Annotated in this window: 15 protein-coding genes and 5 pseudogenes; all 20 read right to left on the reverse strand. The window is 38.7% G+C overall.

The genetic code is table 11. The annotated features are described in order from the left end of the window. Positions 1–76: 76 nt before the first annotated feature. Positions 77–598, reverse strand: coding sequence for a GAD-like domain-containing protein (locus BQ5796_RS12890; RefSeq protein ID WP_071460592.1), 522 nt, complete (start codon positions 596–598; stop codon positions 77–79). Positions 599–612: 14 nt separating this feature from the next. After that, positions 613–1083 carry a polymorphic toxin type 15 domain-containing protein gene (locus tag BQ5796_RS12895; protein WP_071461299.1) on the reverse strand — a complete coding sequence of 157 codons (471 nt, stop codon included), beginning with the start codon at positions 1081–1083 and terminating at the stop codon, positions 613–615. Between the two features lie 679 nt (positions 1084–1762). Next, positions 1763–2281: a SecY-interacting protein Syd gene (locus tag BQ5796_RS12900; protein WP_200792916.1), complete on the reverse strand. Its 519-nt coding sequence runs from the start codon at positions 2279–2281 to the stop codon at positions 1763–1765. A gap of 23 nt (positions 2282–2304) precedes the next feature. Further along, positions 2305–3957 (reverse strand): annotated as a pseudogene (locus tag BQ5796_RS18760) (hypothetical protein). A gap of 80 nt (positions 3958–4037) precedes the next feature. Further along, complete coding sequence (locus BQ5796_RS12910; protein ID WP_074034014.1) at positions 4038–4346, reverse strand: hypothetical protein; 309 nt, start codon at positions 4344–4346, stop codon at positions 4038–4040. Positions 4347–4392: 46 nt separating this feature from the next. Further along, positions 4393–4602, reverse strand: a complete 210-nt coding sequence (locus BQ5796_RS12915; RefSeq protein ID WP_071460594.1) for a hypothetical protein — start codon at positions 4600–4602, stop codon at positions 4393–4395. After that, entirely contained in the window at positions 4589–5209 is a 621-nt protein-coding gene (locus BQ5796_RS12920; protein WP_141769935.1) for a DUF4176 domain-containing protein, read from the reverse strand. The genes BQ5796_RS12915 and BQ5796_RS12920 overlap by 14 nt, the downstream gene beginning before the upstream one ends. A gap of 372 nt (positions 5210–5581) precedes the next feature. Continuing rightward, positions 5582–6607, reverse strand: coding sequence for an ADP-ribosylglycohydrolase family protein (locus tag BQ5796_RS12925; protein WP_071460596.1), 1026 nt, complete (start codon positions 6605–6607; stop codon positions 5582–5584). A gap of 296 nt (positions 6608–6903) precedes the next feature. After that, entirely contained in the window at positions 6904–7599 is a 696-nt protein-coding gene (locus tag BQ5796_RS12930; RefSeq protein ID WP_071460597.1) for an SMI1/KNR4 family protein, read from the reverse strand. A 230-nt stretch (positions 7600–7829) separates the two neighbouring features. Beyond that, a pseudogene (locus BQ5796_RS12935) lies at positions 7830–8954 on the reverse strand (IS4 family transposase). A 592-nt stretch (positions 8955–9546) separates the two neighbouring features. Further along, positions 9547–9891: a hypothetical protein gene (locus BQ5796_RS12940; protein WP_071460598.1), complete on the reverse strand. Its 345-nt coding sequence runs from the start codon at positions 9889–9891 to the stop codon at positions 9547–9549. Positions 9892–9904: 13 nt separating this feature from the next. After that, the gene (locus tag BQ5796_RS12945) at positions 9905–10300 is read right to left on the reverse strand and encodes a hypothetical protein (protein ID WP_234969341.1); all 396 of its coding nucleotides are present in this window, start codon (positions 10298–10300) and stop codon (positions 9905–9907) included. 253 nt (positions 10301–10553) lie between these two features. After that, complete coding sequence (locus tag BQ5796_RS12950) at positions 10554–11870, reverse strand: IS1380 family transposase (protein WP_071460600.1); 1317 nt, start codon at positions 11868–11870, stop codon at positions 10554–10556. A gap of 29 nt (positions 11871–11899) precedes the next feature. Next, positions 11900–12223 (reverse strand): hypothetical protein, encoded by a 324-nt coding sequence (locus BQ5796_RS12955; RefSeq protein WP_071460601.1) that lies wholly within the window; start codon positions 12221–12223, stop codon positions 11900–11902. A 290-nt stretch (positions 12224–12513) separates the two neighbouring features. After that, the gene (locus BQ5796_RS12960) at positions 12514–12891 is read right to left on the reverse strand and encodes a hypothetical protein (protein ID WP_141769936.1); all 378 of its coding nucleotides are present in this window, start codon (positions 12889–12891) and stop codon (positions 12514–12516) included. 18 nt (positions 12892–12909) lie between these two features. Continuing rightward, positions 12910–13077: pseudogene (locus BQ5796_RS17690) on the reverse strand (IS110 family RNA-guided transposase); the annotation flags it as partial. A 2-nt stretch (positions 13078–13079) separates the two neighbouring features. Continuing rightward, positions 13080–13499: pseudogene (locus BQ5796_RS12965) on the reverse strand (recombinase family protein); the annotation flags it as partial. Positions 13500–13849: 350 nt separating this feature from the next. Then, the gene (locus BQ5796_RS12970; RefSeq protein WP_071460603.1) at positions 13850–14293 is read right to left on the reverse strand and encodes an SMI1/KNR4 family protein; all 444 of its coding nucleotides are present in this window, start codon (positions 14291–14293) and stop codon (positions 13850–13852) included. Further along, a complete protein-coding gene (locus tag BQ5796_RS18765) occupies positions 14290–15498 on the reverse strand; it encodes an HNH/ENDO VII family nuclease (protein WP_071460604.1) in 1209 nt (402 codons plus the stop codon). The genes BQ5796_RS12970 and BQ5796_RS18765 overlap by 4 nt, the downstream gene beginning before the upstream one ends. Before the next feature lie 24 nt (positions 15499–15522). Further along, positions 15523–15737 (reverse strand): annotated as a pseudogene (locus tag BQ5796_RS18160) (IS110 family RNA-guided transposase); the annotation flags it as partial. Positions 15738–15739 lie beyond the last annotated feature (2 nt).

The raw sequence follows: 15739 nt of genomic DNA on the forward strand, positions 1-15739 counted from the left end.
AACCTCCACTAAATTGATTCGACACCAATTACAGTAGAGGGAAATTTGGGGACTGGCAAGTCCTTTTTTTATGCCACTAAATAAAGTGCAGGACTCTGCAGTTTCTCCTTGCAAAGTTCTGCACTTTTATTTTGCAATAAACAAGGGGTGTATAGCCGAAGCACTCATCGTACTCTGGTTCTTTATATTTTTCTCTTGCTTCTAGATAAGGCGACCAATCTAATGCCTTATTTTTAAATGCCTCTTCCTCTAAAAATCTAAGAAACAAAGAATATTTTGAAGCTACCACTTTTGTTTTACCTTTTCGGTAGTTAATCAATACAACATAAGACTCTTGGTTTTTATCTTTTTCAAATAGTATAATATCGCCCATAGATGTGGTGAAAATAGGGATTGTTCCTTCACTTCTTAAATAAGATTCTTTTACTAAGGGGCTAAAGTCATCAGGATTAATTGTTTTTAAATACCCATTCATACATGTACCATAACCATATGTCTTCCACGTTTCAATTAATTCTTCAGGAAGCAAACCTTTATATTTATTAATTGTACTTTCTTCCACTTCACTTATTTTCTTAAAGTCTTCAAATAAGTTCAATTTTTAAACCTCCTCTAATGTGTAAGCCTAACATTTAAAAACGTATTTTTCCTTTGCTCAGATGTCATTAATTTAGCTAGTTCGCCTATTTGTTCATCTACAATATCAATCCTATATTTCCACTGTGATCCAATTGAGGAGTTTATTCTCCTATCTCCCAAACCGCCAATATTTAGTGGTTTACCCCCAGCTATTTGATCTGGATTATGAAGTGCTGCTTGTGTTTTCAACCAACTATTTGCTTTTATCTCAGCTGCTTCCCAAGACATTCCACTTTCAAATAGCTCTTCTATTTTTTTATTTAATGCTTTTTCGCGAGCGGCTTGTTGAGCAGCATTTCCTTCTATCGCTCTACCCTCAGCAATATATCTTTCTCTATTCTTCAAGTATTCTTCGACTGTTAGTTGATTCATACCTTTTTCTTGATCCTTTAACTGCCTTGCAAATTCTTTTGAATCATATTTAGTTTTATAGTTAAAATTCACTTCAATTTCTTTAATTCTAGGAACATTACCTATAGCTTTATCTTTACCCGTTCCCCTAGCCTTACCCCCACTCCCCTCAACCTTATCAACAACCTTCGCAAACTGCGAAAATTGGTCGTTGATGGATTTGGTTTTGAGGCCGTAGGTGGTGATGTTATTGAAGCCTGTAGAGACGACTTGCTTCTCGATGCCTACAGGGATCTTCAAGCCTCCAAGGGAACGGCCGATTTGGGCTAGTTCACTTCGGGCTTTGGAAAGAGAGCTTTGGGCAAATTTGTTACTGAACGGCGCCTTAACGGCTTTTGTAAACTGGCTCGCAGCACTGCTAACTAGGCCAGAGACACGGTTTTTGAATCCCGGAAATGCTTTGTTGCCGTTGAAGAGATTATCTATATTTGCTAATGGAAAGCAATGTGTAATTTAAAGTGTAGAGAATGATTTACCTATTAATTCAAAGCACCTAATGGATCGGTGTATTGGTTTTTCTGCCATCTACTAAAAAAGCACTTGATACCTAAATAGGCATCAAGTACTTAGATTAACTAGCATTTTTATTTCTAATCTTTATAAAATGGTTTTGAAAAACCTATAAAGCTATCATGTTAATCGAATTAAAGATCTCTTATAGTCCAATACCATGACTGGCTACTCGCCATTAAGCAATTAGATTTTAGCAAAGTTATTTTTCCATTCTTAAACAAGAAATCAAATCATCTAAAGAATTTGAGATCAATTTAAATGTTCCGCGCTCAAAATCTTCTAATTCAACCTTTCCTGTAATATTATCTAAGACAACTATTAACCCATTTCCTTCTATTCCGATAGGAATTCTATCAATTTTATTATGGTGATTACTTTTATAACCTTCTAGATTACTTTCGAAAGAATTTAACTCAATATTTGGTAAAACAGATTCCAGCTTAATATAATGATTATCAATAAAACCATCTAAATCTGCAAACCAATATGAATTAAAATAACTGACAATAGAAAGATGAAAATTAATGTCAAACTTTTGTTCTATAGGCTGAAGATCACTTTTTACGTCTTTTTCAATAGGTTTCCATGAAATTTCTTCTTCCTCATCTACTTCACCATAGAAAATAAATGATTCAACATCTTCATTATAGAATGTTTTAAATAGGAAATCTAAACCTTTATCATAGTATTCTTTTCTTAAACTAAAATATTTTTTCATTGCATCTTTCATTTCCAATGAAATCACCTTCCATTTTCTAAGAATTTCTCTAATAGTTCGGCATACATTTTATCGTTCCCCCAAATTCCTGCTTCCTTCTCTGCATTATGAATTCCACCTAAACCAGGATGTAATTTAGAAGGAACCGCTACAGCCTGGCCACCACCGCCAATATGATGATGTATAAGAGTATCATTATACAATTCTTTTAAATCATATTAGGGAAAATATTTCCTAAATGTCGGATTATTGACAGGAGAGAAACCCAATTCAATCTTTTGTTTATTTGACTTATTAAATGCTTCTGGGTGTCTTTTTAACATATCTTTCCAATAAACGTCCTTATCACGCAACCAACCTTCAGCATTTGTATTTTTTTGACCTTTACCCACATACGGCATTTCAACAACTAAACGTGAATCAGCTGTATATTTAGCTTCTAGCTTGCTTATATCTGCACCACGGTATGTTCTAATAGGATCATCAATATTTTCTATCTTCTTATTAACTACTTGTCCTTCAGTTCTATTCCCCTCAACCCGATCCCCAACCTTCGCAAACTGCGAAAACTGGTCGTTGATGGTTTTGGTTTTGAAGCCGTAGGTGGTGATGTTGTTGAAGCCGGTGGAGACGACTTGCTTCTCTATGCCGACTGGGATTTTCAAGCCTCCTAGGGCGAATGCCTTGTTGCTTCCTACTTGATTACCTACATTTGCTTTTATTTTACCAGAAAAGCCCTTTGTTTTTGAAGCGGGAACCTTGCCGGCGACCTTTGCGACCTTTCCGAGTTTCCCGACAACCCCCGCGACAGGGATTAATGATGGCGCTGCAGCACCTGCTAGGTAGGCAATACCCTCTTTTTCATAGGTGTCGGAAAACGATTGGCCGATTGCCTCAAATACGCCCATCGGATCGTCGAAAGCGCTCACAACGGCATTTTCATATTTATTAATAGTGGCATTATATTCTTTTTTTAGAAAATCTGGTTCAATTGCATCCGGTATTCTGGTGGAATAGTAAATGACCATACCATCTTTGCCTAGGACATAAAGTCCCGCCCCAAGACCAACCAACCCTTTGAATAATCCCACTGAAAATCCGGATATATCATCCCAAGTATCTTCCCATGCATCTCCCATGCATTCCCAAAAGGTTGTATACTTATTTTTCACGCTTTGAGCTTTATGGCTAAAAGATTCGTCTGTTTCTTCAAATCGAACGACCTTCGTTTCATGGATGCGATGCAATTCATCGACTTTTCCATCAAGTCGCGCCTTTGTGGCCATCACCTTTGAGCGGATGCCATCCAGCTTCCATTTATTGCTTCTGCTCTTTTCCTTTTCTTCATCGGTTAAGCCTACACTAAAAGATAGAGACGAAGCAAAAATAGCCGCTTCTATTTGTTTTATATTCGTCCAAATGGAGAGTTCAATATGTTTAATGTTAGCGGCAATATCATTCCGGTCTACCCGCATCATCGCATTCCTTGAAAGCGGGGCAATATGGGCAGTTGTCCGCTGCACGTAGTTTTCAAACAGGTTGGTGAGATCTTTCACCTGTGTGCGATAGTTCTTGATATCCCGCTTGATTTTTTGCACCTGGTCTTCCCATGCCTCAACGCTTTCCCCCTCGTTCAGTGAAATGAAAGCATTGATTTTTTCAAGGGAGGCTTCCATTTTGTCCAGCGCATTCTTATATGAATGAAGCTGCTCGATAATGTTGTCGAGGATGCCGTAATTGATCTGCAGGTCGCTCTTCACTTTGCTCCCCCCTTGATTTTACTGCTGATTTTCTCATCTGTTTCCTTCATCTTCTTGACGAGCATGACGCCGGCATCATGGATCGCGTCTAGGTGCTCGAGCAGCTTCGTGCTGCTGTCGTCGTTCATATTATCAAGCAGATCATCCACTGCATCGACGAAGTCAGAATGAAAGCTTTTCAGCTGACTCCGTGTTCCTGAGCGGAAATTGGTTGTATAGCTCTTGAAATCTGAAATGGCATGATCCAGCGAACGCAATGCCGACTCTAGTTCACTAAGATTCAATTTTATTTGTTTACCCGCCAACTTGCCTACACCCCTTTGCTTCCCTGCTTCCTTATTCAAACTACCTTCACTTAAAATGCACTGCCATTATTTCCCCAATTAAATCATTGATTTCATTGGCCATTTCTCCTATGACCTCCCGCATCTCTTCCTTCGCATCGGCATTCTCAAAATCCATTTCTCTGTAATTTTCCCAGATGGACTCTCGGATGTCCTTCAGTTGTCCAATAATATTGTTCCTAGTCTTTTGACAGACATGGTAACTATAATACGCCATCAATACTCACCCGCTTCCACTTTGGTTCGTCTTGTTTCGCTTGGAGCTTCGCCATGTCTTCCTGCGAGAACTCGATGGACTTCAAGCCTCTGTCCACGATCATTTCTTTTTTCATCAGCAGTTCAAAGGATGTTTCCATTTCGTCTCGGTAGCCTTCATGGATGACGCTGCGGATTAGCGGGCTGGTGAAATGGATAACCCGGTCCTTCTTCATTTCGCCAAGCGGGTATATTACCCCGGCGTATGGAAAATAAGAACGATAGCCTTTTGGGGCGACGCAGCGGGCAGTGATAACCACCTTCACCGCTGATTCACTGGACGGATCTGGCTGGAAGTAGCGCGGATCGAGTTCGACTACCGAACCAAGAGGCAAAAAGGGCCGCATGATTTCCGTGCAGCTTGCCAAATAATCGGCGAACAGCTCGCGCTCGAGTGCAAACTCCTTGCCAAGGAAGGAAACGGAATGCAGTCCAGCACCGCTCCGGTAAAAAATATCGACATTCTGGCTGAACAACTCAAGCCTTTCCATGTCTTGGCGGAACGCTTCGAGCAGATTTTCAAAAACGTTCCAATCATCAAGGAACATGCCGGTGAACTCCTTGATCACCGGCCAGTACTCCAAAGGCACCTCTTTATCAGATTGGTATAAATACTATGGACCCTTTCCATCGCCATTGCTTTTAGTTGTTGTTGATGCTTTTCGCTCATCTTTATCCCCACTCTTTTCCTATAAATATAGCTGTCTGCCTAAAAAATTGTTAGTTAATTCCAGTTTATTTTACGAAGCTACGGGACTAGCATCCAAGTATGGCAGGGTAATATTGGGAAAAATGAGAAAAAGGACCCAAACATGGATCCTTTTTTTTGCGCATTCTAGGCTATTCATATATAATAAATAGTTTAGTATTATTAGGAGGTGATTTACTATCCTATAGCCTACAATTGGTTTTAATTTCAAACCCTTTACTTTTTTGTAAACTTACAAACTCCCATACTCCTCAATTATTGCTTTATTTGCACATGTTTGAATAAAATCCCCTATTAACAGATCGATTTCCTGCTTCCGCACAAGCTTTTCTAGCCAGTCAGCTGGAATATCCTCTAATTTATAATGCATCCCGGCTAATGCACCTGTAATAGATGCCACTGTATCAGTATCTTCACCCAAGTTCACGGCTTTCAAGACCGCTTCACTGAAAGAATTGGTAGTTCCCAAACACCAAATGGCAGCTTCTAGAGTATGGACAACATATCCGCCAGATTTGATTTTTTCCCGAGGTAGTTGAAAGAAGTCTTCTGAAAATATTCTTGAGTAATGTTGTAGTTCTGTTCGATAGATATGCTCCGCATCAAAATTCTCATCGAAAAGAGCCTTGATTTCATTCACAGCCATCGAAGGAGAGTTGTTGTAATACAACCTTATAAGAAACTCAACATATATAAGGGAACCAACAATCGATCTTGGATGTGCATGAGTTATTTCTGTGTACTTTTTAATCACTTCGGCTTTTTCCAAAAAATTAAAATTCCTACAGATCATAAAGGTTAATGGCGCAATTCTCATAAGCGCACCATTTCCATTGTCATACTCTCCATCACCCCCACACTCCTGCGACGGATTTCCTTTTATAAACCTGTTGATGGAATGATCGGTGGTAGCGCCAATATCAAACATAACATCAAAGGGAGTTAAATAGCCTTCTTGTCTATACTGTACAAACAATGCCATTAAATCTTCCATTGTTCCGTTATTACTTAAGTTTTCCATCAAACACAATGTTAACGAGGTATCATCCGACCAAGTCCCTGGCGGCTGATTGTGCGTACCATATCCGGTCATATCCGAAATATTAAAAGTATCTCTAGGCTTAAACTCTACCGGTACTCCCAGCGCATCACCTATAATCGCTCCATATATGGTAGAAAGCACTCTCTTTTTAATATTTAGAGCCATAAAACTCTTACTGTCGTCTTCCCATCTGTCTATCATTCTTCTGCCAGTCATGACTAACACCTACTTTTTTTAAATTTAAGCACAAGTTACAGCTCCAACACTCTCAATTAATATTCATTATTGGCTTCCATTAGATTGTAAACTATACTTATAGATATAACCAGCATTTGTAAAATTGTCAGATTCATTGTCCAGAATACATCCACAGTCAATAGAGTTTTTAAAATTATGTTGACCATTTCCCTTTTTGTGTTTCATTTATAAAAGATGTTTAGCAAATTTTTAACCAAAAAAAACGTTGAAGTATATAGGAACTTCAACGTTTTTTTGTTAGCTGAAAAGCACAGTTATTCAAATCCCATAACAATCCATTCATCTACTATATCCCCAAAATTAACATTGTACTTTGGCTGTTCGTCAGAAAACCATAATGTAGCTTTATCATTATTACAATTGTTATAATCAATTGCTACATAGGCCCCCATCCCACTATTAAAGAAACCAAAAGTGCTTTTTAAATTAATTTGTAAAGGCTCAATCAACTCTTCGATAATTCCCCACTCATCATCATCAAAAAAAGTAACTCTATCCAAATAAACTAATCCCATCGCTCTACTTGGATAGTAGTAAAAGCCATCATGGACATTCTCATAAAAGTTCTTTAACGATTGAGGCATTTTAGGCCATGCCTCTTTTAATTTAGGATTTTCAAAATTTCTATTAGGTATACCACCCTCATAGTAGTCTATTTCCCCATCACCAACCCTAACACTATACAACCGGGAGTATTTGCTATTTTCTTTAATCAGCTCAATATTCAAAAGATTCTCCCTCAAGTAAGAAATGGTATTCCTTAAATCGATTGAAACAAAATCTCCCCATAATCCCAATGTTTTTTCTACCCTTTTTCGGTCATCTTTTTCTTTAAGTATACTTAACCAATTAGCAGGTAATGCTCCATCTTCTAAAAGTGCCACTTGATTATTATCAACTAACACTACTTGTTTTCTGTATTTCCGCAATACATCCTGTTTATTATTCATATTGTGGTCACCTCACCGTTTGATTTAATCTGTTGAATTCATCAATTTGATACTGTATTTCAATTTCTACTTTCCGTTCTTCTTCACTAGTGTCGCATAAATTTTAACTGAATTTTTCTGATTTCTATCTTTTCCATTCTAGAAGTAAAAGGAAGACACTCAAGCAGAGGTAGTAAACATCCATTTTTTACTATAACCTTTGACATAGGCGAAAGAAACGGTAAAACCCTTTATGGGACAGCTTTTCCTGTGATTTTTCGAATCCAAATGTGCGCTGATTTCCACGGTGCTGCCTTTAACCACCGACTAATTTGTAGGTAGGTTCGTGAGCTATTCGTGTTGAGCTGAGCCAACACATGTAAGCAGTAGACGATCATCGCGATGTACACTTGATTATGCACAGCTTGTTCGCTTTGTCCGTAGAACTTTTTAATGTTTAAGTGCTGTTTCATCCACTAAAAAAATAGTTCGATTGCCCAACGTGACTTGTACAGTTCAGCGATTTCGTCCGCGCTTAAATCAAAACGATTCGTGATCAAATGCAGCTCGTTTCCTTTTGAATCCAGTACTTTGATGAGACGAAACGTATTTTCTGCACGATTTTGCGTCGTTCCAATCAGAATCATTTCATCGGATAACACGTTGGAGTCTTCAGGGCGTTCAAAAGGCTCTAGCACACGTATGACGGCGTTTTTGCGCAAGCGTGAGACAAAGAAATAGCCGTCATCTGTCATGCGGTCGAATCGCTCATAATCCAAGTAACCACGGTCAAACACATACATGCATTCTTTGTCGTCTACCAGCACTTCTAATTGGCCGCGATCATGTTCTTTCGCATTCGTGAGGACCGCTTTATCTGGATACGAACAGCCTTTTTCTAGGAAAACTAGACGTAAATGAAACTTAATGCCTGATTTTGTTTTGCGGAATTCAGCCCATTTATGATGGTTTAAGTTCAGCGGCAACGTACTTGAGTCAATGATTTTCAACGGTGTTGTAACTTCACGCCGCTTTTCAAAATGCGTTTTCTCATGAATTTGCGCGACTAGGTCTAGAAATACTTGCTGGAAAACATCTGTTGGCACTTGGTTTAATCGACGTCCTAACTGCGAAAAGCTAATCGATTCTAAATCTGTTGCTTGTTGTAGGTCATCCGAGAATAGCGTTTCACTGACAGCACGTAGACTTTCGGTTTCGTTGAGCTGTGCGAATACGAATAATTTCAAGAATGAAGCGATGTGTAGCTTCTTTGTATAGTAATTTAATTGATAGGCTTCCACCAATTCCTCGAGTTTTGTGGAGGAAATGGGTGAAAACCATTGCTCAAATGATGTTTTTCGTGTAAACTTATCCATGCGATTTTCCTTTATTTTGGATTTGGATGGTTTACTACCGCCCAACCATTATAAAGGATTTTTTTTATGCATGGAGGATATTATAGAAAATTCAGTTTTATTTGGTGTGTTAAATTATTTTAATGCGACGCTAGTGTATCTTTATGTATCCGTATCGATATCATCTTTAGAATTACGAGCTTTTTCATTGTCTTTAGTTTGTGGGTTTTACAGTGTCATAAGTCTTCTTGGCATGTAAAATGTCATCTCGCCTGTTTATCTTATTATTTTCACAAACAAAGTACTAAAACAGAATGCCTTGAAGGTACTACCTTCATGAGCTATGAATTTCAGTAAAGCATCATTCGTGTTATCAAAAGCATAAATATCTCATAAAAAATAAAAAAACACCTGTTACCTAGATAGGCAATCAAGCGCTTTATTTTAATTTTATAAAGTAATTCATTACTAATTCTTTCTGTAAACCCACGAGCCTGTTTATTTTCGTAAGCTTTTGGTTTGTTCCCTGTAACAATACATCGAATGTTTGAAATGTCATCTCGCCTAAATATTGTAGCTGAATTTTCTCGACTCTACATAACATCCCCACAATTTAATCTTCACCATACATTAAATCATCTAACATTTCATTTTGTTTTTGTATTTCTTTATATCTATCAAATCTATTCATCAAGTATTCAACAGATACTTCTTTATTTTTAATTAATTCACCATCAAACAGTCTTATTTTCGTACCATCATTTATCAATTCATTTATTAATTTTTCAAGTTTCGCATCGTCCTCATTATCTTTAAAAAGATTACATTCCATTATCGGACTTCCATTTTCAATTCTTTTTTTTATCTCAGAAAATCCCAAATTAGTATTTTTCCTTATTACAGGTAAATATTTCATTTGGTTTTCATCTTGTTCTACCACTAAAAGTATTACTGACATATTTATATCCTCCTTAAAAGTCATTATCAACTGAATTATTTAGTGGTTTACCAGGCAGGCTTTTCTTATAGCTACCACCATGCCATCTATACAAATGTTCTCTAAATGTTACAGGATATATGATTTCGCCTTTATTGGCAATTTGCGGATATTTAGATGCGCTATAAGTATGGTGACCAATCATAGTTTTACCTTCATATTTTGGCGCCTTACCATTTATTATGTCTTTTGCTTGTTTCTCCGTCCATACCCTCGTAGCTTCTCCATTTAACAAGCGTTCTCTTTCTTGTTCCCAGAAGTCATCTACACCGTTATCTCTTCTGCGTTTAAATCTCTTGTTCCACATTAATTGTTTCCATTCTTCTTTTGTGATAGTTCTATTTTTCACCTTTTCATTCAATTGTTTCATTTTTTTACTACCCATGATTTTATATGGAGTTTCTCTTATAGTTAAGTCTAAACTTTTAGCTCTTTCAGCAATAATCCTGAATTATTCACCGTGATCTGAAATTCTGGGTATTTAATGAAATTTTTAAAGTTTAGGTGAATTTTTACGGAGAAAATAATCGAATGACAGGAAATTTAAAACGATTCTTGGGAGGAAACCGATTTTTGGACAGACTTCTCCCTTGGTGCAGGTTCGATTTATTTTAAAAGGGTATTTATTCAAATTTTAGTTGTTGCACTCGGGTGAGTACGTCCCAAAAAAAGCGTTCATACACAAAACTCGAGGACATTTTAAAATATAGCGAGCGTCCGGATTTCACCAACTTACTTGCCACTTTGATTAGCCGGGTACGAATCGTTTGGATTTGAATGCCCTTATACTTGGTCGGAAAACTGAATGTCCGTAACCAGTTCGTGAAGTTATAGGCAAGCAGACTCAACATCATCCGAGCTTCATTGATCAGAAAATCATGGCTTTTCATCTGATCAAAACCAAAGCCATCTTTCGCTTCTTTGATGAAATTCTCCATTGTGCCCCGCTGTTGATAAGATGTGACAATCGCTTGGGGCGAAAAGGCTTCACCCAGACTCGTCACAAAAAAGGCATGTGAAAATAACAATTCACCAGCAGGGCGAATGGACTGAATGATAATACGACGAGGCTTTGACCAAGAAGATGCTTGGTAAATGGACTCCTCTACATAGCTTTCTGTCAAGGACACATCATGAATTTCATGTGCTGGGTGTAGTTCTTCCGCAAGTGCTTTTAACTTGGCGTTCGCTTTTAGACGAATGATATAGTAAACCGATTCCTTTTCGCATAATTCATATAGACCAGGCACCGCGAAGCCACTATCGCCACGGACTAGATAAGATTTTTCGGGGAAAACTTCGTTATAGTGCTCGATGAGTGGGCGCATAAAATCTACAACACCATTGGAAGTATAAACGTTTCCCGGGCGCAATTGCGCTTTCAAGAAATCACCTGTTAGCCCATCAAATGCGACTAGTGGATGAAAGCCTGTTGTAGAATAATGCGCGTTGTAGGAAGAATTTTCTTGGTTTCCGTATGTATCGGCATGTGTGGAATCCAGGTCGAAAATAAGTGTCTTCGATTGTCGAGCATGATGAACCCGGTCAAGCAGTTCCTGATTGGCTGATTGAAGTTGGTTTAGTGCTTCCGTGTCAAAGCGCTTAAAAAATCGTGATAAGGACGGTTGAGAAGCGAGTGCAGATTTGCCAAGAACCTGTGTGAAAACCGGATCATGTGTTAAACGGTCCGCTGCATCATCCTCATGATAGCCAGCGATCAGCTGATAGATTTTTTGACGAAGTAAATGTTCATTCGTATGGAAGCAATACGTGCGTTCATCTTTTAATTGGAGATGTTTTGAAATCGTTTGTGAGAAACTGATTTTTTCATCAAACTCACGAAAAATGAATTCTCCAGTGTCAGAAGAAAGCGCACCACCATCATTAGACAATTTAATGGAACGGTTGAAATGTAGAGTGTTTTGCGATAAAGTAGCCATTAGAAGAATCCTTTCTAGTTGGTTGGTGTTTAGTCGCAATAACCATAACAGAAATGGATTCTTTTTTCATCTTTTAAGTGAAAAAGAGAATCCCACAGAAAAGCCAACAAGTCGGCTTTTCTGTGGGATTTTATATATATCGGTGAATAATCTAGGATAATATCTACTTCATCTTTAATGTTCTTAACTTGAATAATTTCACCCGTACCATTAGTACTCCCCTCAACCCGATCCACAACCTTCGCAAACTGCGAAAACTGGTCGTTAATGGTTTTGGTTTTGAGGCCGTAGGTGGTGATGTTGTTGAAGCCGGTGGAGACGACTTGCTTTTCGATGCCGACTGGGATCTTCAAGCCTCCAAGGGCACGGCCTACTTGGGCTAGTTCGCTTCTGGCTTTAGAAAGGGCGCCTTGGACAAATTTGTTGCTGAACGGAGCCTTAACAGCTTTTGTAAACTGGCTGGCAGCACTGCTGATTTGACCTGAGACACGGTTTTTGAATCCCGAAAATGCTTTGTTTCCGCCGATGAGATTATCTATATTCGCTTTTATATTACCAGAAAAGCCCTTTGTTTTTGAAGCAGGAACCTTGCCGGCGACCTTTGCGACCTTTCCGAGTTTCCCGACAACCCCCGCGCCAGGGATTAATGATGGCGCTGCAACACCTGCCAGGTAGGCAATGCCCTTTTTTCATAGGTGTCGGAGAACGATTGACCAATGGACTCTAGCACACCGAGCGGATCGTCGAGGGCACTCGCAGCGGCATTTGCATATTTATTAATCGTCGTATTTGCTTCTTTTTTCAGGAAATCAGGTTCTATTGGATCTGGGATTTGGGAAGAAGCCGCAATGACAATGCCATCTTTGGCTAGGACAAGGATGCCGCCGACGAGACCAGCCAGCCCTTTGAATAATCCACCAAAAAATCCGGATATGTCATCCCAAGTATCTTCCCATGCATCTCCCATGCACTCCCAAAAGGTTGTATACTTAGTGTTCCCATCTTCTATTACTAGCTTCAATATTTCACTCGTTTTTTACACCGAACAAGTATTGTTGCTCACTTCTAATAAAAATTTGGTCAACTGTTTTACACTCACACCTTTTAAACAGGATGGTGAAGGGTATCGATTCCAAAATGCCAATGCTGTTTTTCCATCCACTTCTGAGAAAAACTTTTTATAGCTTGGGTAATGATGGCTCAATTGAGCTGTTTAAGCTCAAACAACCGTTTCACTACTTCTGCATGACCGCTATGTATCTTCAGTTCTTTTTCACCCTTTTGTCTCATATAGCCAAATGTTGCCCGTCCTCCTGCATATCCACCTTCCTTTGCCTTTTTATTTCTTCCCTTTGTTAGTTTTAAAGCAATTTCAAGTCGTTAGTATTGGTCTAATAACTCTATTAAGCCATTGACCAAAAAGTCGTTTGGGTCTTTCATATGAATACTGTAAAATGGTTGTTCAATACTCTTCATTTCACAGCCATACTTCTTTAGCTCTCGTTGCATCAGTACCTTCACAATATCTGACCGCCATAATCGGCTTGTGTTGAGCACTACCACATAATCAATTTGGACAGACGAAAGGTGAGCCAACATCTCCTGTAAGCCCACCCTGTCTATCCTCATAAATCTTCTTATTATTATTCACTATCTTTATGTATCCGTATCGTTACAACCTTTAGCATTACGAGCTTTCTCATTGTCTTTACTTTGTGGGTTTTGCAGTATCATAAGTCTTCCTGCCACTAAAAATGTCATCTCGGCTGTTTATCGTACTTCTCACAAAATCCAAATATATAAATCAATACTCCATGATGGTACTACCTTCATGAGCTATGAATTTGATACAAATCTTTTTTTATGTTGTCCAAAGGCTAATTTCTATCAAAAAAGCACTTGTTGCCTACTATGCAATCAAGTGCTTACAGTTAATTTTCATCTTTTAGTCTATCTTATTACAATTAATATCCCGGATGTTAAAAATGTATATTTAATTCTTCACGGATTGCTTTTTCTAAGTATTCCTCAAAACTCTCTGCTATAATTTCTTTCCCACCGAAATTAAAGTCAAATGTAATAATTTCTGTATTCGGGAAATTAAATCCTACTGGATTTCCTGCACCGTCTATACCAATAGCAGTAAAATTCTCATACCCTTGAGGGAGTGCTTTTCTAAAATGTAGAGATTTCTCTACAAATGATGGTGTCGCAACAAACTCTGCCTCTTTCAATCCCAAAATAATAGCCTCACCAACTGCTCCAGAACCATATCTCAAAAGAAATTCTTTAAAGTCCTCTGGCAATTTTACTTTTAGTTCATCTTCTGCTTGGTTTACTTCCTCAATATTAAGAGGTCCTCCAAAGGCTTCTGGGCACATTTCGATCTCTTCATCAATAGCATTTAATATTTCTATCTTCATTCAATAATCCCCCTTTTAATCATTTCATTGGCATATCTTGCCTTCCAATATTCTTTACGCCACTTATTAAATTCTATCCTAGCTTCCCCACTCCCAACTCCACCTGAATTTCCAAATGGATGTTGTTTTTTATTACCCAAATCATGGTATCTACTAGGCATCTCAATTATTGGCCCCTCAACTTTTTGTTCATGATGATGGAGTACAATTGTATCATTTGCTCCATCCTTTGGTGAGTAACCTTTTTTAAATGAGTATATCAATTGTTTATCAGACATATGCGATAATGAACGCTGTGCTTTTACTTCAAATCCTCTAAAATGTGCTTTGAATTTATGAGTTTGCTCATAGCCTTCTAGCGCTTGGTAAATATCTTTAGGTGATACTTTATAAATATCTTTTGTTGAATTTAATTTATCCGTACCCTTAGTAACTTTACTCTTATTCTGGCCACTCCCCTCAACCCGATCCCCAACCTTCGCAAACTGAGAAAACTGGTCGTTGATGGTTTTGGTTTTGAGGCCGTAGGTGTTGATGTTGTTGAAGCCGGTGGAGACGACTTGCTTTTCAATGCCGACTGGGATTTTCAAGCCTCCCAGGGCGCGGCCGACTTGGGCTAGTTCACTTCTGGCTCTGGAAAGAGCACCTTGGACAAATTTGTTGCTGAATGGTGCCTTTAGGGCCTTTGTGAATTGGCTTGCGGCACTGCTGATTTGGCCTGAGACACGGTTTTTGAATCCCGAAAATGCTTTGTTTCCGCCGATGAGATTATCTATATTTGCTTTTATATTACCAGAAAAGCCCTTCGTTTTTGAAGCGGGAACCTTGCCGGCGACCTTCGCGACCTTTCCGAGCTTCCCGACAACCCCCGCGACAGGGATAAATGATGGCGCTGCAGCACCTGCCAGGTAGGCAATGCCTTCTTTTTCATAGGTGTCGGAGAACGATTGACCAATGGACTCTAGCACACCGAGCGGATCGTCGAGGGCACTCGCAGCGGCATTTGCATATTTATTAATCGTCGTATTTGCTTCTTTTTTCAGGAAATCAGGTTCTATTGGATCTGGGATTTGGGAAGAAGCCGCAATGACAATGCCATCTTTGGCTAGGACAAGGATGCCGCCGACGAGACCAGCCAGCCCTTTGAATAATCCGCCAAAAAATCCGGATATATCATCCCAAGTATCTTCCCATGCATCTCCCATGCACTCCCAAAAGGTTGTATACTTAGTGTTCCCATCTTCTATTACTAGCTTCAATATTTACTCGTTTTTTTCACCGAACAAGTATTGTTGCTCACTTCTAATAAAAATTTGGTCAACTGTTTTACACTCACACCTTTTAAACAGGATGGTGAAGGGTATCGATTTCAAAATGCCAATGCTGTTTTTCCATCCACTTCTGAGAAAAACTTTTTATAGCTTGGGTAATGATGGCTCAATTGAG

Source organism: Bacillus massilinigeriensis (assembly GCF_900111815.1).
GTDB classification, from domain to species: Bacteria; Bacillota; Bacilli; order Bacillales; family Cytobacillaceae; genus Mesobacillus_C; species Mesobacillus_C mediterraneensis.

Coding starts and splice junctions, on each gene's coding strand:
- BQ5796_RS12945 (WP_234969341.1), bottom strand. CDS start 10,300: ATGAAACAATTGAATGAAAAGGTGAAAAATAGAACTATCACAAAAGAA.
- BQ5796_RS12915 (WP_071460594.1), bottom strand. CDS start 4,602: ATGGCGTATTATAGTTACCATGTCTGTCAAAAGACTAGGAACAATATT.
- BQ5796_RS12925 (WP_071460596.1), bottom strand. CDS start 6,607: ATGACTGGCAGAAGAATGATAGACAGATGGGAAGACGACAGTAAGAGT.
- BQ5796_RS12900 (WP_200792916.1), bottom strand. CDS start 2,281: ATGAAAAAATATTTTAGTTTAAGAAAAGAATACTATGATAAAGGTTTA.
- BQ5796_RS12930 (WP_071460597.1), bottom strand. CDS start 7,599: ATGAATAATAAACAGGATGTATTGCGGAAATACAGAAAACAAGTAGTG.
- BQ5796_RS12970 (WP_071460603.1), bottom strand. CDS start 14,293: ATGAAGATAGAAATATTAAATGCTATTGATGAAGAGATCGAAATGTGC.
- BQ5796_RS12940 (WP_071460598.1), bottom strand. CDS start 9,891: ATGTCAGTAATACTTTTAGTGGTAGAACAAGATGAAAACCAAATGAAA.
- BQ5796_RS12950 (WP_071460600.1), bottom strand. CDS start 11,870: ATGGCTACTTTATCGCAAAACACTCTACATTTCAACCGTTCCATTAAA.
- BQ5796_RS18765 (WP_071460604.1), bottom strand. CDS start 15,498: ATGGGAGATGCATGGGAAGATACTTGGGATGATATATCCGGATTTTTT.